General features: G+C 56.2%; 18 protein-coding genes and 1 pseudogene. 8 read left to right on the top strand and 11 right to left on the bottom strand.

Translation table 11 applies throughout. From position 1 onward, the window contains the following. From GOW40_RS10745 to GOW40_RS10760, 4 genes are read right to left on the bottom strand one after another with little or no spacing between them, the layout of a single operon-like run. The gene (locus GOW40_RS10745) at positions 1-1,890 is read right to left on the bottom strand and encodes a nitric oxide reductase activation protein NorD (RefSeq protein ID WP_171130318.1); all 1,890 of its coding nucleotides are present in this window, start codon (positions 1,888-1,890) and stop codon (positions 1-3) included. A 5-nt stretch (positions 1,891-1,895) separates the two neighbouring features. Beyond that, positions 1,896-2,690 carry a CbbQ/NirQ/NorQ/GpvN family protein gene (locus tag GOW40_RS10750; RefSeq protein WP_171130320.1) on the bottom strand — a complete coding sequence of 265 codons (795 nt, stop codon included), beginning with the start codon at positions 2,688-2,690 and terminating at the stop codon, positions 1,896-1,898. 3 nt (positions 2,691-2,693) lie between these two features. Then, positions 2,694-4,043: a cbb3-type cytochrome c oxidase subunit I gene (locus GOW40_RS10755; protein WP_171130322.1), complete on the bottom strand. Its 1,350-nt coding sequence runs from the start codon at positions 4,041-4,043 to the stop codon at positions 2,694-2,696. Positions 4,044-4,055: 12 nt separating this feature from the next. Continuing rightward, entirely contained in the window at positions 4,056-4,508 is a 453-nt protein-coding gene (locus tag GOW40_RS10760) for a cytochrome c (protein WP_171130324.1), read from the bottom strand. A gap of 120 nt (positions 4,509-4,628) precedes the next feature. On the opposite strand from GOW40_RS10760, the gene GOW40_RS10765 reads away from it, so the two are divergent. Continuing rightward, positions 4,629-4,838: a DUF1858 domain-containing protein gene (locus tag GOW40_RS10765; RefSeq protein WP_171130326.1), complete on the top strand. Its 210-nt coding sequence runs from the start codon at positions 4,629-4,631 to the stop codon at positions 4,836-4,838. Here the strand turns inward: GOW40_RS10765 and GOW40_RS10770 are convergent. Beyond that, positions 4,833-5,561, bottom strand: a complete 729-nt coding sequence (locus tag GOW40_RS10770; RefSeq protein WP_171230960.1) for a Crp/Fnr family transcriptional regulator — start codon at positions 5,559-5,561, stop codon at positions 4,833-4,835. The two genes, GOW40_RS10765 and GOW40_RS10770, sit on opposite strands and share 6 nt — an antisense overlap. A 162-nt stretch (positions 5,562-5,723) precedes the next feature. On the opposite strand from GOW40_RS10770, the gene GOW40_RS10775 reads away from it, so the two are divergent. Genes GOW40_RS10775 through GOW40_RS10785 form a run of 3 tightly spaced genes read left to right on the top strand, consistent with a single transcriptional unit; the run spans position 5,724 to position 8,201 of the window. Beyond that, positions 5,724-6,164: a pseudoazurin gene (locus GOW40_RS10775; protein ID WP_171136408.1), complete on the top strand. Its 441-nt coding sequence runs from the start codon at positions 5,724-5,726 to the stop codon at positions 6,162-6,164. A 53-nt stretch (positions 6,165-6,217) separates the two neighbouring features. After that, positions 6,218-7,435: a copper-containing nitrite reductase gene (nirK, locus tag GOW40_RS10780; RefSeq protein WP_171136407.1), complete on the top strand. Its 1,218-nt coding sequence runs from the start codon at positions 6,218-6,220 to the stop codon at positions 7,433-7,435. A gap of 16 nt (positions 7,436-7,451) precedes the next feature. Then, positions 7,452-8,201, top strand: a complete 750-nt coding sequence (locus GOW40_RS10785; RefSeq protein WP_171130333.1) for an SUMF1/EgtB/PvdO family nonheme iron enzyme — start codon at positions 7,452-7,454, stop codon at positions 8,199-8,201. A 56-nt stretch (positions 8,202-8,257) separates the two neighbouring features. On the opposite strand, the gene GOW40_RS10790 is transcribed toward GOW40_RS10785, so the two are convergent. Then, positions 8,258-10,900 (bottom strand): AsmA-like C-terminal region-containing protein, encoded by a 2,643-nt coding sequence (locus tag GOW40_RS10790; RefSeq protein WP_171130335.1) that lies wholly within the window; start codon positions 10,898-10,900, stop codon positions 8,258-8,260. A gap of 351 nt (positions 10,901-11,251) precedes the next feature. Here GOW40_RS10790 and GOW40_RS10795 point away from each other — a divergent pair, with 351 nt between their 5' ends. The 4 genes from GOW40_RS10795 (at position 11,252) to GOW40_RS10810 (ending at position 14,900) form a co-directional block, all read left to right on the top strand. Beyond that, positions 11,252-11,566, top strand: coding sequence for a potassium channel family protein (locus GOW40_RS10795; RefSeq protein ID WP_254430597.1), 315 nt, complete (start codon positions 11,252-11,254; stop codon positions 11,564-11,566). 187 nt (positions 11,567-11,753) lie between these two features. After that, the gene (locus GOW40_RS10800) at positions 11,754-12,833 is read left to right on the top strand and encodes an AI-2E family transporter (RefSeq protein ID WP_171130337.1); all 1,080 of its coding nucleotides are present in this window, start codon (positions 11,754-11,756) and stop codon (positions 12,831-12,833) included. Continuing rightward, complete coding sequence (locus tag GOW40_RS10805; RefSeq protein WP_171130339.1) at positions 12,830-13,894, top strand: HlyD family secretion protein; 1,065 nt, start codon at positions 12,830-12,832, stop codon at positions 13,892-13,894. The genes GOW40_RS10800 and GOW40_RS10805 overlap by 4 nt, the downstream gene beginning before the upstream one ends. After that, positions 13,884-14,900, top strand: a complete 1,017-nt coding sequence (locus tag GOW40_RS10810; RefSeq protein WP_171130341.1) for a DUF2955 domain-containing protein — start codon at positions 13,884-13,886, stop codon at positions 14,898-14,900. Before GOW40_RS10805 ends, GOW40_RS10810 begins: the two co-directional genes overlap by 11 nt. 56 nt (positions 14,901-14,956) lie before the next feature. Here GOW40_RS10810 and GOW40_RS10815 read toward each other — a convergent pair. The 5 genes and pseudogenes from GOW40_RS10815 to GOW40_RS10835 all read right to left on the bottom strand — a co-directional run bounded on the left by GOW40_RS10815 (position 14,957) and on the right by GOW40_RS10835 (position 21,341). Continuing rightward, a pseudogene (locus tag GOW40_RS10815) lies at positions 14,957-15,648 on the bottom strand (IS6 family transposase). Between the two features lie 240 nt (positions 15,649-15,888). After that, on the bottom strand, positions 15,889-16,227 hold the full coding sequence (locus GOW40_RS10820; protein ID WP_171130343.1) for a YdeI family protein: 339 nt from the start codon (positions 16,225-16,227) through the stop codon (positions 15,889-15,891). A gap of 180 nt (positions 16,228-16,407) precedes the next feature. Next, complete coding sequence (locus tag GOW40_RS10825; RefSeq protein WP_171130345.1) at positions 16,408-17,835, bottom strand: multicopper oxidase family protein; 1,428 nt, start codon at positions 17,833-17,835, stop codon at positions 16,408-16,410. Between the two features lie 461 nt (positions 17,836-18,296). Continuing rightward, positions 18,297-18,647: a hypothetical protein gene (locus GOW40_RS10830; protein ID WP_171230961.1), complete on the bottom strand. Its 351-nt coding sequence runs from the start codon at positions 18,645-18,647 to the stop codon at positions 18,297-18,299. Between the two features lie 351 nt (positions 18,648-18,998). Then, positions 18,999-21,341: a tetratricopeptide repeat protein gene (locus tag GOW40_RS10835; RefSeq protein ID WP_171130349.1), complete on the bottom strand. Its 2,343-nt coding sequence runs from the start codon at positions 21,339-21,341 to the stop codon at positions 18,999-19,001. Positions 21,342-21,588: the final 247 nt, after the last annotated feature.

The raw sequence follows: 21,588 nt of genomic DNA on the forward strand, positions 1-21,588 counted from the left end.
TCAGGTCTCCTGTGTCAGTGTTCTGTAGATGTCAGGCAGCGCGCGCAGCAGGCGTTCGGGATTAGGCAGAAGGGCAAACCCACCGCGCCCGAAGATGCGCGCGAACCAGTCCTGCCCGTCTTCGTCGATTACAACACCATGCAGGCTCTGGCCCGCTGCACGAGCCTCGCGCACGGCCATGTGGCTGTCTTCGATCCCGTGCTGGCCTTCGTAGTGGTCCAGATCGTTGGGTTTGCCATCTGTCAGCACGATCAGCAGCTTACGGACGCTCGGTTCCTCGGCCAATTGCGCGCTGACGTGGCGGATCGCAGCACCAAGCCGGGTGTAGTGGCCGGGTTTCAATGCGCCGATATTGGCGGTGATCGCCGGTGACATCGGGTCTTCGAAGCCCTTGCAGCGGGTCAGGAACACTCGGTCACGGCGCAATGAAGAAAAGCCCCAGATACCGCAGCGGTCGCCCGCCGCGTCGATCCCGGCGGCCAAAGCCGCCATCGTGTCACGGGCCACGTCAATGACGCAAGCATCGCCGATTGCCGCTTCGGTGGACCGCGACGTGTCGATCAGGAAAGCAACTGACACGTCGCGATCCATTTGCCGCGCGGACTGCCATATTCGATCCGATCCGCGCCCGGTCGCCACCATGTCGGCACGTGCGGTCAGCACAGCGTCAAGGTCCAGCTCGGTCCCGTCAATCTGGCGCGGTTGCAATATGCGGCGCGGGCGCAGGGCCTCAAACTGGCGGCGGACTTCACGGATATAGCGTTCGTTGGGTGTGTAGGTTTCCCCACCGGCCACAATCGGTGCGTCGAGCACCCGGCAGTGATCTTCCATGTAGCTGCGTGACCGATGGTTCCATTCTGGATAGGTATGCTTGCCCGCCAGAGCCTCGTGATCGGCATCAGCCGGCGACAGGTCGAGATGCAGGCGCAGCCGCGTGGCGACCTTACGGTCCTGTTTCGACAGTGTGATCCGGTCCTGATCGTCGGCCGCCTTCCGTGCGTTTTCGTCATCGTCGTCATCGACGCTGCGGTTGATGTTCATCGACTCGACCCATGACAGGATCGATTCAAACCGGTGAATGATGAAGCTGTCCTTGCGGTTTTGCTGATCCTGATCCTTGCGCTCGCCCAGCTTGCGGTTGCTGAGAGCGGCGTTGGGTGCCGGCGCGGCGGTATCGGCCTCGGCATCGTCGGCAGCCTGACCGCCCGTGCCCGGGCGTTCAAAGCGCAGCCATATGGGGACAGGCGCGCAGGGCATGTAGCTGCGAGCGTCAGCGTCAATAGTATCAAGTGCGGGCCTCTGGCCGCACAGCTGGTCGCGGACAGCTTGTTCCATTGCGGCCTCTTGCGCAGGGCGGTGCATGTTTGTCCGAGCCTCGGCACAGAACTTGGCCATGGCGACATAGCGGTCGCGTAATCCGGGGCAGGCAATAAAAGCCTTCTCCGCGGCCGCTGCATTCGCGCGAATGTAGGCGCAATCGAGCATGGGGCCGAACGCTCCCGGATCAAGTGCGTCAACCTCGGTCATAGCAGCAAGTGCCGTCAGCCACAAAAAGGCGGCACGGTTCAGGTCTGGGTCGGGGAAGGCTTCCATGACGGGCGGTAATGCCAGCCGTTCGCCATCGAAGCGGGCCACCCATTCGCGATCCCGCTCGGCCCCGAGCTTGCGGCGCATGACCTGCCGATGCTGCACGATGCTTGGTGCAACCTCGGCCAGTTCGACCCCCGGTGCGCCGCCGAGCGCGCGGAAGAGAACGGCAAGGCTGGGTCGGACCGAGGCCAGCGTGACCCCCGCTTCGGGGTATGTGACGCCAGCCCCGATCCCGCTGGCCATGTCGTGCCAGATGTTTCCGACCGTCTCTTCGGGTTCCATGAGGTCGCGCAGTTGCATCATCGTCACCCGTAGATCGTACTGACCAGATCGCGCAGCGATTGCTGTACATCCGGCTCGTCGCTCAATGGTTCGATGACTGCCGCCTCCAGCGCCTGGGTTACCCCCATACCGCCGGCCATCAGCGTCGCGGCGTAGATCAGAAGGCGCGTTGAAACGCCTTCCTCCAGATCCATGCCGCTGAGGTTGCGGATATGGCCTGCCAGACGGACTAACGGCGCGACACGCCCCGGCTCCAGTCGGCTCTCGGATGCGACCACCGCAATCTCTGTCTCTGCATCGGGGAAATCGAAGCTGATCGACAGAAACCGCTGTCGGGTCGAGGGTTTCAACCGCTTAAGCACGTTCTGGTAGCCGGGATTGTAGCTGGCCACCATCATGAACGACGCGGGTGCCGCGAGCTCTTCGCCCGTGCGGTCGATCATCAGCGTGCGACGCGTGTCCGTAAGCGGGTGCAGAACGACAGTGACGTCCTTGCGGGCCTCAACCACCTCATCAAGGTAGCAGATGCCACCCTCTCGCACAGCCCGGGTCAGGGGGCCATCGGCCCAGACAGTTTCTCCGCCTTTCAGAAGGTACCGCCCGATGAGATCTGCGGCTGACAGGTCGTCATGGCAGGCGACGGTGTAAAGCGGTTTGCCCAGACGCGCCGCCATATGTTCGACAAAGCGCGTCTTTCCGCAGCCGGTCGGCCCCTTCAGAAGAAGGGGCAAACCGTTGTCATGTGCCGTTTCGAACAGGTCGCATTCGCGACCCGTCGGTTGATAGAAAGGCAGGGTCGGCGTGGTTTGCATGTTCATGGCCTACTCTCCTGGCACAGGGTTGGCGGGGCCGGGTTCGATGATTTCGTCCTTGCGCACCACCAGCATCGAGTAAATGAAAAGGAGCGCCCCCAGAACGACCGCCGCACCGGCACCGAACCGCATCAGGTAGAAGATCGCCAGATCGTCCTGCACCGTCATGTAGTAGTCGCCGATCACCCGCTGCATATGCGTCTGGATGGTGCCTGCAAAGGTCAGCACGAAGGTCATGAAGGCCATGCCACCGGTCATCAGCCAGAAAGACGCCATGTTCAGCACCTGGTTGTAAGGCGCACGTTCCCGCAGCATCGGCATCGCATAGGTGAACACCGCGAGATTGAGCGCCACATAGGCTCCGAAAAATGCCAGGTGCCCGTGTGCGGCGGTGATCTGCGTGCCGTGGCTGTAAAAGTTGACCCCATGCAGTGTGTGTAGGAAGCCCCAGACGCCAGCGCCGAAGAACGCGACGGTGCTGGACCCGAGCGACCACAAGAGAGCGGCCTTGTTTGGGTGGTTTTTGCGGCCCTTCCAGACCATGACGAAGGCAAAGCTCATCATCAGGAAGAATGGGATTGCTTCCAAGGTCGAAAAGATCGAACCGATCCACTGCCAGTAGCCTGGAAGGCCAATCCAGTAGAAGTGGTGTCCGGTGCCAAGGATGCCGGAGAACAAAGCGGTAGCGACAATGACATAGAGCCATTTCTCGACCACCTCGCGGTCAACGCCCGTCAGCTTCAGCAGCAGAAAGGCGAGGATCGCGGCCATCACCAGCTCCCAGGTTGCCTCCACCCAGAGGTGTACGACGAACCACCAGTACATCTTGTCGAGCGAGAGGTTATCCGGGTTGATAAAGGCGAAGATCCACAAGAGCGACAGAAGCCACAGGCCCATCAGCAGCACGTTGGTGATGGCTGTCTTCTTGCCGGAGAGCACCGTCATCGAGATGTTGAGAAGGAAGATCAGAGCCGCCACGAGGATACCGAACTTCACCCAAAGCGGCTGTTCGAGAAACTCGCGTCCACCATGGATGCCGACGAGGTAACTGCCGACTGCGCCAAGTGTGCCAACCAAAAGGATGATCAGCTGGACATAGGCCAGTTTGGGCGACCATATCTCGCGTTCGGACTCCTCTGGGATGAGGAAGTAAGCTGCACCGAAGAAGCCGAGCAGCAGCCAAACGATCAGCGCGTTTGTGTGGATCATCCGGATCACATTGAACGGCAAAAGCTCGGACAGGAAGTTGGGCGAGACATAAATCCAGCCTGCGAGAAGCCCGCCCAGCACCTGAATGCCGAACAGTGTCATGGCCGCAAGGAAGTACCAGTAGGCCACTTTCTGTGATTGATATTTCATTTTTTCGTCTCCTTATCCGGCCTCGTTTGGCGGCCAGCCCTGGGTGTCGGTCTGGTCAGCCCAACGAAGGAATTCCGCGAGACCGCGAATGTCCTCGTCCGTCAGTTCGTATTTCGGCATTTGCCTGCGTCCATCGATTCCGCTGGGCTGGCTTTCGATCCAGGCCTTGAGAGTTTCAAATGCGTCTTCAGGGCTGTCGAGCACGCCCCAGCGTGTCATCACGTTGCCGACTTCAGGTGCGAAATACGCACCCTCGCCATGCAGGCTGTGGCAGTTGATGCAGGAGTGTTGCTCCCACACATGCTTGCCGTGAATCACCTCTTCGCTCAGCGGCATACCCGCCGTCGAGACATTCACGACGTATCTATGGGAGTGGACGGTCATCGCCACGAAGACCACGACAAAGAAAATCGAGCCCCCGTAGAAGATGTTTCGCGCCCGCGATTTTGTAAGAATTTCCGCCATGAGCCGGTCTCCTTGAATTCGGGATGACCGATCTCTAGCGCGGTGCGACACGTCAAAGTTTGCGCCAGCACAACGTTTCGCCTGTTTGGGTGTCTAGTCTTGGGTCATCAGGAGAGACACATGGGAATGATCAAACTCAATGATCCCGACCTGCCGCTGTCAGATTTGATATCGAGTTGGCCACAGACAATTGCCGTTTTCAACAGGCACAAGATGCTTTGTGTCGGGTGCCTCATCAGCCCCTTCCACACGATTGTTGATGCCTGCGCGGAGTACGGTCTGGAAGAAGACACGTTTATCGCGGAGTTGATGGAGGCTGCGGGTCTATAAATCACTCTTGGGCTGGGAAATCACGACAAGCGCGTGTGGGTCCAGTACCTTGATGCGTTTGCGCTTGCTTTGCACCAGCCCTTGTTTTTCCCAAGCGCTGAGGAGGCGGCTGGCGGTATGAAGCGTGGTTGCGGTGAGTTCCGACAGGTCCTGCCGCGTGATTGGAAAATCAATCTCGATCCCGTCCGATACTTTTCGACCCGTCTGGTTGATTAGCCGCAGCAGTGCATTCGCGACCCTCTGCTCGACTTGCTGTGTTGCCATCTCCACAACGCGATTTTGGATTTCGCCCATGCGATCACCAACAGTTTTGTATGTTTCCGTAGCAAACCCATCATAGTCTGCAACAAATGTATCCCAAAGCCGGGTAGGCCAACTGAGCACGATCGACTCGGTCGCGGTCAGTGCTGTTGCCGGGTAGATCTCTCGCCCAATCGCCTTTGCAATTCCCAACAGCTGCCCAGTGGGAATGTGCAAAGCCGTCACTTGCTCTCCCGTTGGAGTGACCCGCACCACCCGCACATATCCATCAAGTAACATGAAGAAGCGTTCGGCGGGTGCGCCCTCGTCAAAAATCGCGACGCCTTCGTCGTATCTGCGTGACGTCGCCTGATCGAGAATCGTGCGGATCTCGCGCTTCTCCAGTTTGGAGAAGGGCGGCAGATGCGTCAGCAGGCTTTCATCGAGCCACGGCAGGGTCTTGCGATGTGACAAATCGGTCATGCACAAAGTCATGCCACAATATCTACCGTAAATTCCATCGCTTATCGGTTCAGAGCCACCTGCAGCGCGATCGAATTTGAATTTGCGCCAGCGCAAAGTTCTCTTCGTCGAAAATCTTAACCTTGTCCTCAACGAACAACGCGAACGGAAAGGAAAACGAAAATGCTTCGCACTGTTGTATCCGGTCTCGCTTTTGCCGCCCTGATGGGGGGCGCAGCTTTTGCCGAAACCTTCGAAGTTCAGATGCTCAACAAGGGCGCGGATGGGGAACGGATGGTCTTTGAACCTGCCTTCATCCAGGCGCAACCCGGCGACACGATCAAGTTCATCGCGGCTGATAAGGGCCACAACGCCGAAGTAAACAAAGGCATGCTTCCGGATGGCGCAGACGTCTTCAAAGGCAAAATCAACGAAGAGATAGAGGTCACGTTGAACACCGAAGGCGTCTACGGCGTGATCTGCAAACCGCACTACGCCATGGGCATGGTGATGAGCATCGCCGTTGGTGACGTCGAGGTGCCTGACGACTTTTTCGAAGGTCGGGTTCCACCGAAAGCCAAAGAGCGCTTCGAAGCACAGCTCGCCAATCTCGCAACAAATTAACGGCTCGGCGGATCTAACGTCCGCCTTCAGAAACAACCCAAATGGAGGGACCCATGACCAAATTCATCAATCCCGGCCTCATCAAGACAAGCCGCCGCAATGTCTTGCGCGGCAGTATGCTCGCCGGTGCCGCTGCCATGACGGGAGCCGGTGCAATGGCTGCACCTCGGGCACCCAAGCTGCACGGCATCAACGCCGCATCGGCCAAAATCTACAACGCTGCGGGCAAGGAAGAGGCCGCGTCAGATGCCAAACCTGCTGATTTGTCAGGCTACACCCGGGTGAAGCAAGAACTCGTACCCCCACCTTTCGCTCCGGTACACGAGCAGGTCGCGACCGGGGGGCCTAAGATCATTGAGATCACCATGGAGACCGAAGAGCGGCTGATGGTCGTCGACGAGGACAACGGCGCAAGCATCTGGGCGCTGACCTACAACGGCTCTGTGCCGGGCCCGCTGATCATTGTTCACGAAGGTGACATGGTCGAACTCACCCTGCGCAACCCCGCGTCGAGCATGATGGAGCACAATATCGACTTCCACGCATCAACCGGCGCTTTGGGGGGCGGTGGCCTGACTCATGTCTATCCCGGCGAGGAATGCGTGCTCCGCTGGAAGGCGACGAAACCGGGTTGCTTCACCTATCACTGCGCACCCGGTGGTGACATGATCCCCTACCACGTCACGCACGGTATGAACGGCGCGATCATGGTGCTGCCGCGCGATGGCCTGAAGGACAAAGAAGGCAATCCGCTGCGCTATGACAGCATCGCGTACTTCGGTGAGCAGGATTATTACCTGCCCAAGGACGAAAACGGCGACTATCGCACCTATGAGGCGGCAGGCGAAGACTATGCCGACAGTCTTGAGGTGATGCGCGGTCTGATCCCGACCCATTCGGTGTTCAACGGTGCCGTGGGCGCTCTGACCGGAGAAGGCGCGATCAAAGCGAAGGTCGGCGAGACCGTGCTGATGGTTCACAACCAGGCGAACCGCGACTCCCGTCCACACCTGATCGGCGGGCACGGCAACTATGTCTGGGAAAGCTCGTTCACTGACCCGCCTTTGCAGGACATGGAAACCTGGTTCGTGCGGGGTGGCAGTGCGGTCGCGGCGATGTACACCTTCGAACAACCGGGTGTTTATGCCTACGTGAACCACAACCTCATCGAGGGCGTGATGCTCGGGGCGACCGCTCACGTGGTGGTCGAAGGTCAGTGGGACAATGCGCTGATGGAGCAGGTTGTCGCTCCGCGCAGTTTCGAGACCTAAGAGAGGAGGAGGACCGATGTCGGTCGCCGCAAACTCAGAAGCAAGACTTGGTAAGACGTCCCTTCGTTTCGCCATCTTGGGTCTTGCGGCGGCAAGCATCGTCTGGGTCGCGCTCATGCAGCGCGGCCCGGATCCAGCCTTTTTGCCCGCGATGGCCGAGCGGGCCGTCAATTTGCCGGATGGGCGTTCGGTCTACGTGCAAAAGTATGAAGTCACCGTAACCGAATGGAACAGATGCGCGGACGAAGGTGCCTGTGAGCTGACCTTGCGCGCACGACCTGACCAGGACCCTGCTACAACACCGGCAACCGGGCTGAGCTATGTGGACGTTCAGCAGTATGTCTCTTGGATCAACAAAAGAAGCCGCCACGATTTCCGGCTGCCGACAGCTGAAGAATGGAACTCGATGGCCGCCGCGGTTCTTCCCGAGAAACCCGATCCTATCTTTACGGACCCGTCGTTAACCTGGGCATCCAGCTATCTCGTTGAAGGCCTAGCCCCACGAGCGCTCAAGCCTCAAGGCAGCTTTTCTGCATCCCCCGAAGGCGTCATCGATCTCGACGGCAGCGTCTGGGAATGGACAACGGAATGCTACGATGGACTGGATGGTGGCACCGCTCCTGATCGTTGCCCGGCGTTCTTCGTGGGTGGAGAGCACTTGGCAGCGATGTCTTATTTGGTCAGGGATCCCGCACGTGGAGGTTGCGCTGTCGGAACGCCGCCGGCCCACCTCGGGATGCGCCTGATCAGCGACACAGCGGTTTGAGCATCTGACGCGCCCTATGCGATTGTCCTCGCCCTACTGATGGTCCGACCGCACCGCTACTTCAATTGCAGGATATCTGGGATGCACTGCTTCCGCTGTGTCGGCATTTGATCCGCACCGTCCGATCGTTTGAGCCGTTTTGGCCCGTCCTTTACCTTGACGTTCGGCTTGGTCAGCGGGCCTTTTAACGTGACCGGCCACGGGCTGCGCGAAAGCGGCTCGCCGATTTTGCGCGGTTGCAGGTTCAGGTCCAGGGCCTTGTCGGCAATGTTAACACCGCCGAAGACGACGACTTGCACCTGATCCGTTTCCAACGTGGTTTGCTTGGTCGTAATGGTGCCGTTGGAAATGCTAAGGGGGGCGCGCATACATACGATTGGCGCAACCTTCTGCTTTTCCTTGGAGAAAACCCAGGGCAAAACGCCCAGCCCCGCCAGATCCAACAACTGGGTCTCGATTGACCCGTCGCGCATAGAAACCGTGGCACTGCCGCTCATGGTACTGGCAAAGTGTTTGGCGGAATCGGTTCCTCCGGTCACCGAAAAATCCACATAGATTGTGCCACTTGCACCCTTTTTGAAGTTCAGGTTGTGAAGGATGTCGTCCAACTGCCAACCACCGGCCTTGCCGGATAGGGTCAGCAGATGCGCCTCATCAGAGAGATCTATCTGCCCGCTCAAATCAAACTGGGCCCCACCATATTCAAATGCCAGCGGACCTGCGCGCAATTCCTCTTTGTTGAGTGTCAGTTCACTCTGCAAGCTGCTGATACCTTTGGCGCCTTCGATATGCCGAAGGTCAATATCAACATCCATATCAATACCCGACAGAAGAATGGAACGTCCGATGGGTTTCAGCGTCACATCCCTCAATGCGCCGGGTTCATCTGCTTCGCCACTGGCGTCTTCGACATCCTCCGCTGAGCCGCCGAGTTTTCTCAGTTGCGCCGCGGCCTGAACGATGTCACGAAGTTGATCGATCTTAATCAGGTCACTTTCAATAGTGCCCCGCAGCACTGGATCGCTTGTCGCATCATCAAGATCGGCCTCTATGCGCAGTACGGACTCGGCGAGTTCGACACTGGCGTTTGCGTTCCAATCGGTGCCTTCGCTCACCAAATCGATCCCAAAGCGCGCCCGCCCCGTTTCAACCGGGTCCAGCGACAATGCGGCCAACAGGTCTGCACCGGACGGAACGTCGACATCGATTGCCAGATCCAGGTTTTCGAATTTGAGGACATTCTTGACCGTGCCGTGCACCTCAAGGGACCAGACATCCGTTTCGCTCGTCTTGCCATCAAGGTTGGTCAGCGAAAGTTGATTGATGTTCCCGTTCAAATGAAAGTCACCCGAAAACCGACCCAGCTGATCGTCTGGCCCGATGAGTTCGGGCGAAATCAAGCTGCTCGCGGGAATATCCATCTGGCCTTCGGCTGATACGCCTTGCAATTGCAGCGCGTTATCAACTGATCCATTCAGAATGATAAATGGATCAGCCGGGTTCCCGATGCGCAGGTTTATGTTTCCGACCCGCAAATTACCGTCGGCCGTTCTGAAAAGTTCCGAAAATTTGATCGGCGGCGGCCCTTCACCAGCGGTTTCCAAGGTAAAACCGTTGGTTTTGATAACCATTTGCCGCTGAGGCACCTGCCCCGGCACGCTGTCCATGACCATGTCAACCGCAATTAGCTTGAGATCATAGCGAGATGCCGCAGGGGCCGGTTCCGCATCTTCGGGGTAAAGCCGAATGCGGGTCGTCAGCGACACATCTGCGGGGTTCCCCAACTCTCCGATTTGGCCCGTCAGCGAAAGGCTTTGCCCGCCGTCCAATTCAGCCCACACGCTCAGATCATCAATCCGGGCGACGCCATCAGCCAATTTGAAGGTTGCCGCGACACTACCCGCCCCTTCCAACACACGGTTAAGTTTCAGTGCGTCCAGTAGCTGTCCGAGTTCTGCAACCTCCACAGTCGCCTTGACCTGTAACCCGTTCTCTTGGGGGATCTGTTCAGCCGCAATCGATATCTGCTCGAAATCCATTGCCATCTGAAACGGGTTTTTTGCAGGGAATGTCCCATTCAGGTCAAATGTTTCACCGTTTAACGATCCTGTCCCAACCGCCGATGCCGTCTTCGTTCCCTCGTCACGCGCCAGCACCAGGTCCTCGAGTTGCAGATCCAGATCAAGTCCGTTCAGGTCGTTCTGGTAACGAACAGTGACGTCCGTCAGGTCAATTCGACGATCCGCCAAAATTCCACCGACAGAAGGGTCCTGAGAATTCCCAGACCTTTGGGTTTCCGCCATGGAAAGCGACTGCCAGTTCGCGTTTCCGTCTTTGTCGGTGATCAGATTCAGGTGAACACCCGATATGGAAAGGTTGCTGAGCGACAGCTTGCTGTTCCAAATATCGCGGGCCGAGATTTGGAACTCAATCGCGTCGATGGCTGCCAGATTCGCGTCTACCCCAGACGATCCGGGAAGCACCAGCCCCGCTGCCGAGACCTGCAGTTGCCGACCAAAGCCCAAACGCACTTCGTCCTCAATCAAAACGTCCTGACCAAGTTTCTTGGAGATCAGGTTTTCAACGAAACCGGTCCTAAGCGAAGAAAACAACGCCGAGGACAGGAACAGCCAAGCCGCCAAAACAGCAACAAACGCGATCGCGCAGCAAATCAAAATGCCGTTGAATATCAAACGCACGTTCTACTCCTTTGGTTTCGAAGCACTGTGTGGCCAGGCCAATTCCACGTGCGACACTTCAATACGCGGCTCTGCTGATGCTCTGAGCACTGCGCGCGCCTGAAGGTTAAGCTGCCAATTTCCAGTGACTTGATCAAACAGGAAACAACTTCAGTCCGCATAAACACCTGCGATGTCGTCATGCCGGGCAGCCTCGCACCAAATATCGGTAACACCTGCCCTATCGGGACATTTCGATAACGAAAAGTCATTCTATGCACGATCTTTCTAACGGTTCTGGCAGGCAGCAAGTGCCGGTTTCTCATACCATAAAATTAATGATATATGATAATTCAAATATATGAGGGACCAATGAACTCACTGACAAGAATTACACGGGGAATAGGTGCCGCCTTGCGGGACGGCCGGGTCAAAAGCCTGCTTGCTTTCACACTTGGAATGGTCCTCTGGGCATCTGTTTTCTATCACTATGTTGAAGGCTGGAGTTGGTTAGATTCCATCTACTTTTCTGTCGTGACAATCTCGACCGTAGGTTTCGGTGATTTTTCCCCTCAGACTGCGGCGGGGAAGATCTTTACGATGGTCTACATCATCGTAGGACTGGGCATCTTTGTGGCCGCGGCGACCACAATCGCAAACACAATCCTATCTCAGGACGACGAATAGTCACCGACAAAAACGCCAAAAAACTCAAGTGCTGCAAGATCGCCTGACGGTCGGGTTCTAGATGATTAGGCAGATCTCCATCCAAGGCGACGCAAGGGCCCTAACGACGACCAAAGCCCGGATTTCACAAAAGATATTCATATTGGGTTTTTTGAGTGTATTGTTGCCAAAGTAACGGAGGGATGGAATGGAAAAGACACAGGACGCCAAGATCGTCGACCTTGCGATACGTTTGCTCTTTCTCGGGGTATTTCTTTACAGCGCGTTGGTAATGGTCGCCCCGTTGGCGAGCGTGGTGATTTGGGCCACAATCCTTTGTGTAGCGCTTTACCCGGTATTCGATTGGCTGCAGTCCAAGCTGGGCGGACGAAAGTCGCTGGCCGCAACGATACTGGTTTTGCTGGGTCTTGTGCTGACCTTGGGGCCGGTTGCCACTGCGGTGTCGGGGGCTGCTGAACTTGGGTCCGAGTTTGCCGAACAGGCTGACAGCGGCGAATTGAAAATTCCACCTGCCCCGGACAGCATCAAGGACTTGCCCCTGATCGGAGAAAGAATTGCAGAAGTCTGGGGGTTGTTTGAACGGAATCTGGATGGTGCGCTCGCAAAATACGGGGCGCAGATTCTTGAGATCACCAAGTCGCTGTTCGGAAAGGTACTGGGCATCGGAATCGGACTGTTGGGCCTTGCCCTTTCGGTGTTGATCATGGGTGGCATGTTCAGCCCCGGCCCGAATTTGGTTCAAGGCCTTCAACGCTTTGCCAACCGGGTATTCGCGCCGCGAGGTGGCGAGTTCGTGACGCTGGCGGGTGCGACGATCCGGAATGTGACCAAGGGTGTCATCGGTGTTGCTGCCATTCAGGCCGTGGTTGTCTGGATTTTGCTGTCGCTGTTCGGGATTTCATCCGCTGCGACTCTGGCGTTTATCTGCCTGATCCTCTCGATCATCCAGATCGGGCCGGGATTGGTTCTTTTGCCAGTTATCATCTACGCGTGGAGTTCTATGTCAGGCGGCGCGGCTTTGGCGTTCACCATTCTCGCCATTCCCACAACGATAATGGACAGCTTCCTGCGGCCCGTCTTCATCTCAAAGGGCCTAGAAACGCCTATGCTGGTGATCCTGATCGGTGTTCTCGGCGGTATGATGGCTTATGGACTGATCGGCATTTTCATGGGACCGGTTCTGTTTGCCGTTTTTTACGAGCTGTTCAAGGTTTGGATCGATGCCACGCCGGACGGTCATGACGCTGCGGACGGAGCGGCGCAATGAGGAAGACGATATGGACGACCCTAGCCGTCATAATGATTCTTCTCGTCTGGTATCTGGTTGCTGATCGAAAAACGCCATTTACCGGAAATGCCAGGGTCAAGGCCGTGGCAACCCAGATCGTCCCGCAAGTCACCGGAACTGTGATCGAGGTTTTGGTCGAAAATGGTCAGGTCGTCTCGGCCGGTGATCTTCTGGTTCGTATCGACCCAAGACCGTACGAAATTGATCGCGACAAAGCCGAAGCTGACCTGGAAGCAGCAACCCAAGAGGTTGGCGCCTCGTCGGCAGAAGTAAGCGCCGCTCAGGCCAAACTGGCAAGGGCGCAGAGTGATCTGGACACCATGCGCATCCAAACAGAACGCGTTTTTGCACTTGAAAAGAAAGGATTGATTGCCGTCTCAAAAGCAGACGATGCGCGAGGTCAACTGGCCGAATCCGAGGCGAATTTTGAAAACGCCGTAGCAGATCTGGAAAAGGCCAAGCAGCGGTTGGGTGACGAAGGAATTGAAAACCCCAAGATTCAGCGCGCGTTGGCCGCGTTGGCGGATGCAGAGCTTAACCTTGAATGGACAGAACTGCGCGCCCCGGCGACAGGCGTGATCTCTAACCTGCTGATAGCACCCGGAACCTATGCCCGGTCCGGGCAGGACCTGCTGACCTTCCTGGATGCGACGGATATCTGGATCGAGGCGTATTTCACCGAAAACAACCTGGGCCGGGCGTCGGTTGGATCTCCCGTGGATGTGGTGCTGGACATGCATCCCGGCAAAATTGTCCCAGGCGTCATCGAAAGCTTCAGCGCAGCCGTTTCCCTAAGCGGTGGCGACACACCCGGACAGTTGGCCAGCCCACCAAGCACCAAGGGGTTTCTTCGCGAACCCGAGCGCTTTCCGGTACGTATCGTGCTGCCGGGCTACGAGGCCGGAAGCGCTGAGGATGACCTGCGCTTTCAGCTCAACGGGCAAGCCGACGTGATCATGTACCTTAGCGACAGCTCTCTGCTGAACGCGGTGGGCCGCGCCTACATTCGCGTGGTTTCGATCCTGTCCTATGCGTACTGAAGATCGGCGCGCAGTACACAGACTAGCGCTAGGTGTAACCAGCGTCTTCGCACTGGGCCTGTTTCTGGGGTGGCCTTTGTCCATTGTCGGGGCCGTGTTCACGGCCCTGTTTCTTCAGGCCCCAGCCGCACTGCCATTGGCTGCCTTCGCGAAGTTGTTTGTGTTCTCAATTGGGTTGATGTTCATTTCTTTCCTACTGTCATCGACCTTCGCGCCTTATCCGCTGGTTTTCCTCATTCTGGTGGCCATGGGGATTATCTTGTCGTTCATTTGGTCGATTTCCGGCGCAGGTGTTTTACCGGGGGTCATCGCTCTGATGGGGGCATTGATGATCCCCAACCTTGCGCTTCAATCGCAAGATCTGGCCTTGGTGCTTGTATTCTGGATCCCACTGAACCTGCTGTTTGCAGGCTTTGTTTCGACACTGATGTTTGTGGTGATACCAGCCGCACCTCAGACAGCGACCGAGAAAAAAGCTGCGTCCCCACCAGACTTTGATCCGTATCGCCGGATCGTCAGAATGTCGCTTGTCACGGTTCCATTTGCTTTGGTATTTTTTGTGTCCGGCGCGTCGGCGTTGCTGGTTCTGTTCTTTGTTGCGCTTCTCAGCCAGCAGTTGGCGGCGATGCCTGCGGCGGGCAAAACCGTGGCAAAGGCAATGCTAACGGCAAACCTGCTTGGTGCGGCAGTATCCATCCTTTGTTACGAAATCAACGTCATCGCCCCTATTATTCTGACACCCGTTCTGCTTTGCTTTTTCGTCTGTATAACGCTTGGGGCGCTCGGAAAATCTCAAGCTTCGCTCGCCGCGGCGGCCGGCTCGGCCCTGACAACGGTGCTGATCGTCTATGGTGGATCGATTTCTCCGTTTTCGGATGAGGCCGACGTCAAAAGCATCACGCGCGTTCTGCAAGTCGCCAGTGCCGCGATCTTCGTGATCGTTGCCTATGTCGTGGTGGATGAGTTCTGGCCGGAAAAGAAACGGCAGACTTCGGCAAGCACCTGACAGGGTGCTGTCAGACGAATTCGAACCAGTCTCAGTGTACCGTAGAAACCGCGAACCTATCCGGACCAAAGTTGACGCCACTCGGCAAGAGCAGCGCTGCGTCTCTGCTTGAAGGCGTCTCGGTTAGCGATCCTTCCCGGTTGAACTGGTTGTAGACCGAGGAATGAACGGATGCGAATTTCTGTAAACTTCGCATGCGCCTGAAACGCTGCATCGCGCGTTCGCGTCGTCGAAACGGGAGGTGCGAATTCTCAACGCGGTTGGTAAGCCACCTGCCCGTCTGTTGTTTTGCAAGCGCGCCCATTTCTCTGAGCGCAGCCTCATAGGAAGCGAAGCTATCTGTGACGACCTCCTCGGCGCAACCGTGCCGCGTCATCAATTTCTTGAGGAATTTCACTGCCGCAGCTTTGTTTCGGCGTTTGGTGACAACGGCTTCCAGTTCCTCGCCTTCCTGATCAACAGCCCGCCAAAGATAATGCCGCTTGCCATTCAGCTTCACGAAAACCTCGTCCACGTGCCACTTCCATTTCGAGAATGCGCGCACGCTTCCGTCTGATTTCAGCAACAAACATCGGCCCTAACCTGTTCCACCAAATTTGGACAGTTTCGTGGCTCGCGCCGATGCCTCGCTCGTGCAACAGATCTTCGACATCCGAAGCGACAGCGGGAAGCGGAGGTGCAACATCACCGCAAGGCGGATGATCTCGGGGCTGGTTTTGAAATACTTGAATGGCGATTGTTTAATCATACGCGAAGGCTACGAGAGCACCCTGCCCCGCTCAAGCAAAGTTCTGCTGACAAGACCTACATGGCTTAGATGGATGTCACTGCACTTTGAAATATGGGAAAATGGCGCCCCCACACGTCTTCCCAATTAAAATCTAAATATTTGTATATAAATATAATTACTATCTACGTTTTCTAACGTACCCCCAATCGTACCCCCAAACACATCTTTAAACCGCACTATTTGCGGTCCAGCTAGAGTTCATGTGAGCCTGAAGTTGTATGAAATCGCATCGGTATTTGGGAGCGCTGCCGATAAGCCTGCTTGCCTAAGGCGCTCTGCTCTGTCCTTGTAGCTTTGGGACCAAGCTTGCTGTTTTCGCGGGCTGATCAGTTGCGCCGTCCGGTCTTCATCGATCATAAATCGTCTTCCATCAATCCAACCATGCGCGATCAGCGCATCCAGCACCTCTCCCCGACTGACATATTTCTGCGGATGTGCCGACTTCCACGTGATCAGGCGGACGCTATCTCGTTGGGTAAAATGCGTGCTCGACCACTCCCACAGCTGATCACGGGATGTAACCTCAATATCAGTCATGCGCCACCATAGTGTTCATGCTTATCCGCGAACCAGTTGAGGTTTTTCGGATGACCTTCGACAATGCAGAGTAGTATAGCAGGCGTTGGCGACGGTTGGTCTGAAGGCTGCTTTGGGCTCGGTGCGGTCATTCGCAAAGTACTCGTGAGCATCTGCTTTGCGGACCTGGGGTTCATATGACTAAGCGACTTCGAACCAACCCATCATCCCAGTCGCCTGATGTGACAACATATGACAGTGGATCATCCATTTGCCAGGATTATCCGCGACGAAAGCCAGCTCGACAGTTTCATCAGCAAGGATGAGAACGGTGTCCCGTACGTCTTTGTAAGGGGCAGAAACACCGTTGCGTGACAGAACAGTAAAATGATGTCCGTGGATATGTATGCCGTGTGGGAACGCTGAGCGATTGACCAACTCCATGCGCACGGTTCTACCAAGCCTTGCCACAAACAATGGTTCCTCCATACCATGGGCGACCCCATTGAATGCCCATGCCATGCCGCGAGATGTCAGTTCGCGGAAATCCATCGTCTCGCCTTGATAAATGGCTTCATCAATACCCCGCATGGCACCACCGTTCATTAGCAGCGGTTGGTTTTGCGCAGATGCTAAATCAACCTCTGGCAGTGTTTTCCACGGTGGTAATGGTCGGACATTTTCTTCCGAGGGCTGTACCGGTTTGCCCTCCATACGGAACGAGGCAAACTCCACTTGATTTCCTCTTCCAATGTCGACCAGGAGACTGGTCGTTTCTGGAGAGGTCGCCGGTGCGTCAACGACTATGTCGGCCCGCTGCGCTGGCGCCAGTTCCAAGACTTCCAGGCTACGCGGTGCAACGGGATGACCGTCCAGCGCGATCAGGGTCGGGGATAGGTCAGGCAGGCGAATTGGCATGATCCGGTCGGTTGCGAAGTTGATCATCCTCAGGCGCACACGCTCCCCGGGGCGAAGCGCAAACTCCGGGTATGACTGTCCATTTACTGTCCCTGTATTGCCCATCCGTCCTGCATGAGCCGCTGCATGAAGATCGTCCCATCTATCCTCTACAATCGATCCATCTTCGTTGAGTAACCAGTCATCTAGCACGAGGATCAATTCGCGAGTTGCCGCGCCGGACAGGCCCAGCCAGGGCTCGGTGTCTTCCACGATCAATGGACCTGCAAGTCCGCGTGCCACCTGCTCTCGGCTCCGGTTGTGGGAGTGATACCAGTATGTTCCGGGGTCGGGGCAGACAAAATCGTAATCGAACTCGCCTCCAGTTGGCACAGGTGCTTGGGTGAGCGGAGCCGCACCATCCATTGCATTGTCGATACGGATGCCGTGCCAGTGTACAGCTGTAGGCTGTGGCAGTTCGTTCAGCAACGTGCGCGACACCCGCTCGCCGGCCTTAACCCTTATCGCAGGACCTGGAACTGATCCGGCACCTTGTTGGGCATAGGCCCAAACATCCGTTCGCGGATACCCTTCAGGGGTGAGTTGCGCTGTTGATGTCGTTGCTCGAAGTACCGACTGAGTTCCGTTGGCATGGCTGTTTATTGGTAGCAAGGGAACTGCTCCGACCGCAGATAGACCAGTTACAAATAAGCGACGTGAAAGCGATGTCATAAGTCTACTCTTCATAAAGGTTCACAGGCGGAGTCGTTACAGAAGAACATGTTGCTGTCGTAATAAGTATCAAGAGGGCAACAAAGCCCTCAATCTTGATTGAACGGCGCAACTTAGACGCCGCGTCTGAGCCACCATATTCTAACGCGGGGACGAATTCAGTTTGTTAAAGGTAGCAAGGCTCAGTAACCCGAAAAAGAGCATTGCCTTGATAACAAGTGCTTGGCCATAAGCTGTGGAGAGCACCGCCGCGAGGGTTCCACTCATGAACCAGGCAAATGCAAGCCATACAAAAACAAGCACCGGCACCGTAATGCCCGCGATTTCGCCGAAGCACGAAAGATTGCGTAGTCAGAGTCTTGTAGCGCCAACGGATGAAACGGAGCTAAAGCCGCAACCCGAAACCCAACTGCCAGCAAATATATCATGAGCAGCCTCATCTGGCTGCCCCCGTTTGATTGTTAATGCATCATCGGCCTTTGATCCATTCCAAAATGGCGGGTCATAGAACGCTCTCTAGTTACGGAGAGTAACTCAATCCGCAAACCGTGCCACTGCCGCGAAATTCCCTCTTCGGGCTCAGTATATACCACCGTCACAGCTGGGCGATCGCACTCGCGTGAGAGCCAAATTGAGAGCGGCACAGGCTCATGCAAGAACCGTTCAACGCAGACAGCATATAGATAAATCGTCTCGCTGATCGCGTCCGGGTCAGTCGAACACTCACCCTCAAAACCGCGCGTGCCATCCTCTTGCAACACACAATCTGGGCAATTGGTCAGGGACACATCTAAGCCAACATAATTATTCATGGCTGTCTCTCCTTCAGCTCAAGGTCTTCGAGATACGACAATAGCCGCTCTCAATACCCGGAATGCCGAATTCTCAGCAGATACGCCATGAACGCATTCTGCGCATCGCCGACGTTGAAGGCGACCGTAGCATCGGTCGCTATGGGCTCTGAGCCGCTCAATGCCACCGCGACAGGTCGCTGAGTTCGGGCCGCATGAAACCTGCCGTTCGTCAAGAGCGCGAAGTTCTTGATCTTTAGCCGTCTCTGTCGATCCGGAGACATTCGCCCATCGGTAGGCGACGATCACGCCGGACGCCGCTAATTCGGGCTCTGAACCCAAACAAGACATTCACCCTTCATATGAATGTCGTTATTGCTGACTTTCAGTGGTTTCTGTGGGCAAACCCGCTTCCTGCCATGCGGGGAACCCACCGGGATAGTAGCGGGGCTCCTCGAAGCCCCAAAGCTGCGCCTTAGCTGCGGCATATGCAGAATAAGGGCAGTGTGGTCCATGGCAGCTGAAGATCAGCGTGTCGTCTTTTGACGCGATTTCCATCAACGCTTCGCGTGAAAGTCCGACCATCAACGACAGGAAGTGTGCGCCAGGGATATGACCGGCATCGAAGTCGAGTTCGGCACGAACGTCCACGAAAACCGCGGCGTTATTCCTCCAAAGTTCATGCGCTTCCTCTGTTGAGATCATGCGAACATCTTCGACCGAATAGAGCCCCTCTGATTGAGAAACGAGTTCGCGTACCGTCGACCATTTCAGATCACTCCCTGCACCTTCCGGAACCCCTGCTTTGACCAACCCCTCAAAAAGGTGCTGCCTGTATTCGGGGTCGTATCCAAACATGTCTCCGTACCACCACAGAAGACTCTCCTGTGCAGTGAATGGGTCATAAAAAGAAGGGACCGCGATCTCGTTGTATTTTTCGATCAAGGCGGGCACTTCATCTGTTTCGTTCAGATGGCCGAGAGCGGAAACAAGGGTCATGATATCCGGCGCACTGTCGTTTTCCCTTGCAATGACACGCCGCATCGTGCTTACCGCTTCCCGGTATTTCCTTTGATGAAGTTGCGCGACGCCCAACTCACGCAGGTAGCGCGTGGTCTGCAAGGGGTCAAATCGGACCGCGTAACGCAGCGCAACCTCCGCTTCGGCGGCCCGACCGGTGGCGTTCAGTACTTTTGCCTTTGCAACATGTATATCCGGATCGCTCGGTGACAGAGCGAGCGCCTTGTCCAACTCGTCAAACGCCTCGGAGTGACGCCCTTGTTCAACGAGAATCTGCGCTTTTAGCGAATAGGCAAGCGCAGAGGGAGCCTCCATCGCTTTATCGATGTTTTTCAGGACCTCTCTCCAAGAGCGTTCGAAGCCGCCTCCGGCGGCAAGGAACCAAACACTTTGAACGATACGCCAGTGCGCCGCAGCCAGCCCTGCATAGGCTCGCGAGTAGTCGGGATCGAGTTCAATCGCATTCTCGAAAGCAGAGATCGCTTCCGCGGTAGCGTCTTCGTTGTCACGTCGCAAAAGGTCGAGGCCACGCAGCACAGCGTCATATGCCAGCGGAGACTCTGTTTCCGCGCGTTCCAATCCACCTTCTTCAATCGCCGTCAGCTGAACGGCAAGAGCGGTGGTAATTTCCCGAAGAACCTGGTCCTGCAAGGCAAAGACATCTTCAATCTGGCTGTCATAACGATCGGCCCAAATATGATGCCCCCCGAGCGCGTCGATGAGCTGCGCGTTCACGCGGACCTGATCTCCTGCCCGCCTGACACTGCCTTCTAGTATGTACTGCACGCCCAGTTCCTCGGCTACTTGCTGCGACCTGACGGCCTTGTCCTTGTAGGTCCAACTTGAATTGCGCGAGATGACGAAGATACCTGATATCTTGGAGAGATCGGTGATGAGATCTTCTGTCATTCCGTCGGCAAAATACTCGTTTTCTTTGCTGTCGCTGAAATCTTCGAATGGGAGAACGACAAGCGACGGCTTGTCTGGCAATGGTAGGGCCATCCGGTCAACGGACGCGCGGGAGAATTCGGGTTTCCAAGGCTGCCAAACGGCAAGACCTGTGAGGAATAGCACGGCCAAAATGACTGCCGCGATCCAAGGGGTGAACTGGCGCTTGGAGGGTGGCGATTGCACTTCCAGCATCGGCGTCGAGAGGCTGGCCGCTTTCGCGTTTCGCTCGACTTTGTAGATAAGAATTGGAGTCGGGATATTCTTGACCAGTCGTTCACCAAGCGGTGTAATGTCGAGATCGAGTTTTCCGGCGATGTGCTCCATCACGGAACCCGAAAGGCAGATGCCACCCGGATCGGACAGGGCCTCAAGCCTGGCAGCAATATTCACTCCGTCTCCGTAAATGTCTTCTTCATCTACGATAATGTCGCCGACATTGATGCCGATCCTGTACAGGATCGGTTCCTCGTCCCGGCTTGCATTGAATTCGTCTACCTTGTGCTGAATATCCACCGCAAAGCAGACCGCGTCGAAAACGCTTGAAAACTCCATAAGCGTTCCATCGCCCATGAGTTTTATGGTTCGTCCGTGGTATTGTTCAATTTTGGGTTCGATGAGATTCCGGCGCAGTTCCTTCAACGATGCGAGCGTCCCGCTCTCATCACGATTCATCATCGCGCTGTAACCGACGACATCTGCCGACAGTATGGTCGTGAGTTTTCGTTCTTGAGGCATCGCGATCATGTGCAAATCCTCGTGGGCGAGCAGGAGAAACACCCGTGAACGCTACGGGTGCCTCTGGAATTGCCTGCCAATCATGACATGATAGTCTAATTTCGATTGATAATAAACTGGTGGACCCTGATGAGGGCTTCAGCATGGGAGCCAGCTTCGTCCGCATCTTCCCAGTTCCACACCGGCGCAGCGAATGACGGCAACGGATCCGGCGGTTGAAGGCGCCCGCCAATGACCCGTCAGGGGAAAATCGCTG

The organism is Ruegeria sp. HKCCA6707 (assembly GCF_013033515.1).
In the GTDB taxonomy this organism is placed as follows: domain Bacteria; phylum Pseudomonadota; class Alphaproteobacteria; order Rhodobacterales; family Rhodobacteraceae; genus Ruegeria.

Coding starts and splice junctions, on each gene's coding strand:
- GOW40_RS10775 (WP_171136408.1), top strand. CDS start 5,724: ATGCTTCGCACTGTTGTATCCGGTCTCGCTTTTGCCGCCCTGATGGGG.
- GOW40_RS10760 (WP_171130324.1), bottom strand. CDS start 4,508: ATGGCGGAAATTCTTACAAAATCGCGGGCGCGAAACATCTTCTACGGG.
- GOW40_RS10770 (WP_171230960.1), bottom strand. CDS start 5,561: ATGACCGATTTGTCACATCGCAAGACCCTGCCGTGGCTCGATGAAAGC.
- GOW40_RS10755 (WP_171130322.1), bottom strand. CDS start 4,043: ATGAAATATCAATCACAGAAAGTGGCCTACTGGTACTTCCTTGCGGCC.
- GOW40_RS10745 (WP_171130318.1), bottom strand. CDS start 1,890: ATGCAACTGCGCGACCTCATGGAACCCGAAGAGACGGTCGGAAACATC.
- GOW40_RS10825 (WP_171130345.1), bottom strand. CDS start 17,835: ATGACATCGCTTTCACGTCGCTTATTTGTAACTGGTCTATCTGCGGTC.
- GOW40_RS10810 (WP_171130341.1), top strand. CDS start 13,884: ATGCGTACTGAAGATCGGCGCGCAGTACACAGACTAGCGCTAGGTGTA.
- GOW40_RS10830 (WP_171230961.1), bottom strand. CDS start 18,647: ATGAATAATTATGTTGGCTTAGATGTGTCCCTGACCAATTGCCCAGAT.
- GOW40_RS10765 (WP_171130326.1), top strand. CDS start 4,629: ATGGGAATGATCAAACTCAATGATCCCGACCTGCCGCTGTCAGATTTG.
- GOW40_RS10800 (WP_171130337.1), top strand. CDS start 11,754: ATGGAAAAGACACAGGACGCCAAGATCGTCGACCTTGCGATACGTTTG.
- GOW40_RS10835 (WP_171130349.1), bottom strand. CDS start 21,341: ATGATCGCGATGCCTCAAGAACGAAAACTCACGACCATACTGTCGGCA.
- GOW40_RS10805 (WP_171130339.1), top strand. CDS start 12,830: ATGAGGAAGACGATATGGACGACCCTAGCCGTCATAATGATTCTTCTC.
- nirK (WP_171136407.1), top strand. CDS start 6,218: ATGACCAAATTCATCAATCCCGGCCTCATCAAGACAAGCCGCCGCAAT.
- GOW40_RS10820 (WP_171130343.1), bottom strand. CDS start 16,227: ATGACTGATATTGAGGTTACATCCCGTGATCAGCTGTGGGAGTGGTCG.
- GOW40_RS10785 (WP_171130333.1), top strand. CDS start 7,452: ATGTCGGTCGCCGCAAACTCAGAAGCAAGACTTGGTAAGACGTCCCTT.
- GOW40_RS10795 (WP_254430597.1), top strand. CDS start 11,252: ATGAACTCACTGACAAGAATTACACGGGGAATAGGTGCCGCCTTGCGG.
- GOW40_RS10750 (WP_171130320.1), bottom strand. CDS start 2,690: ATGAACATGCAAACCACGCCGACCCTGCCTTTCTATCAACCGACGGGT.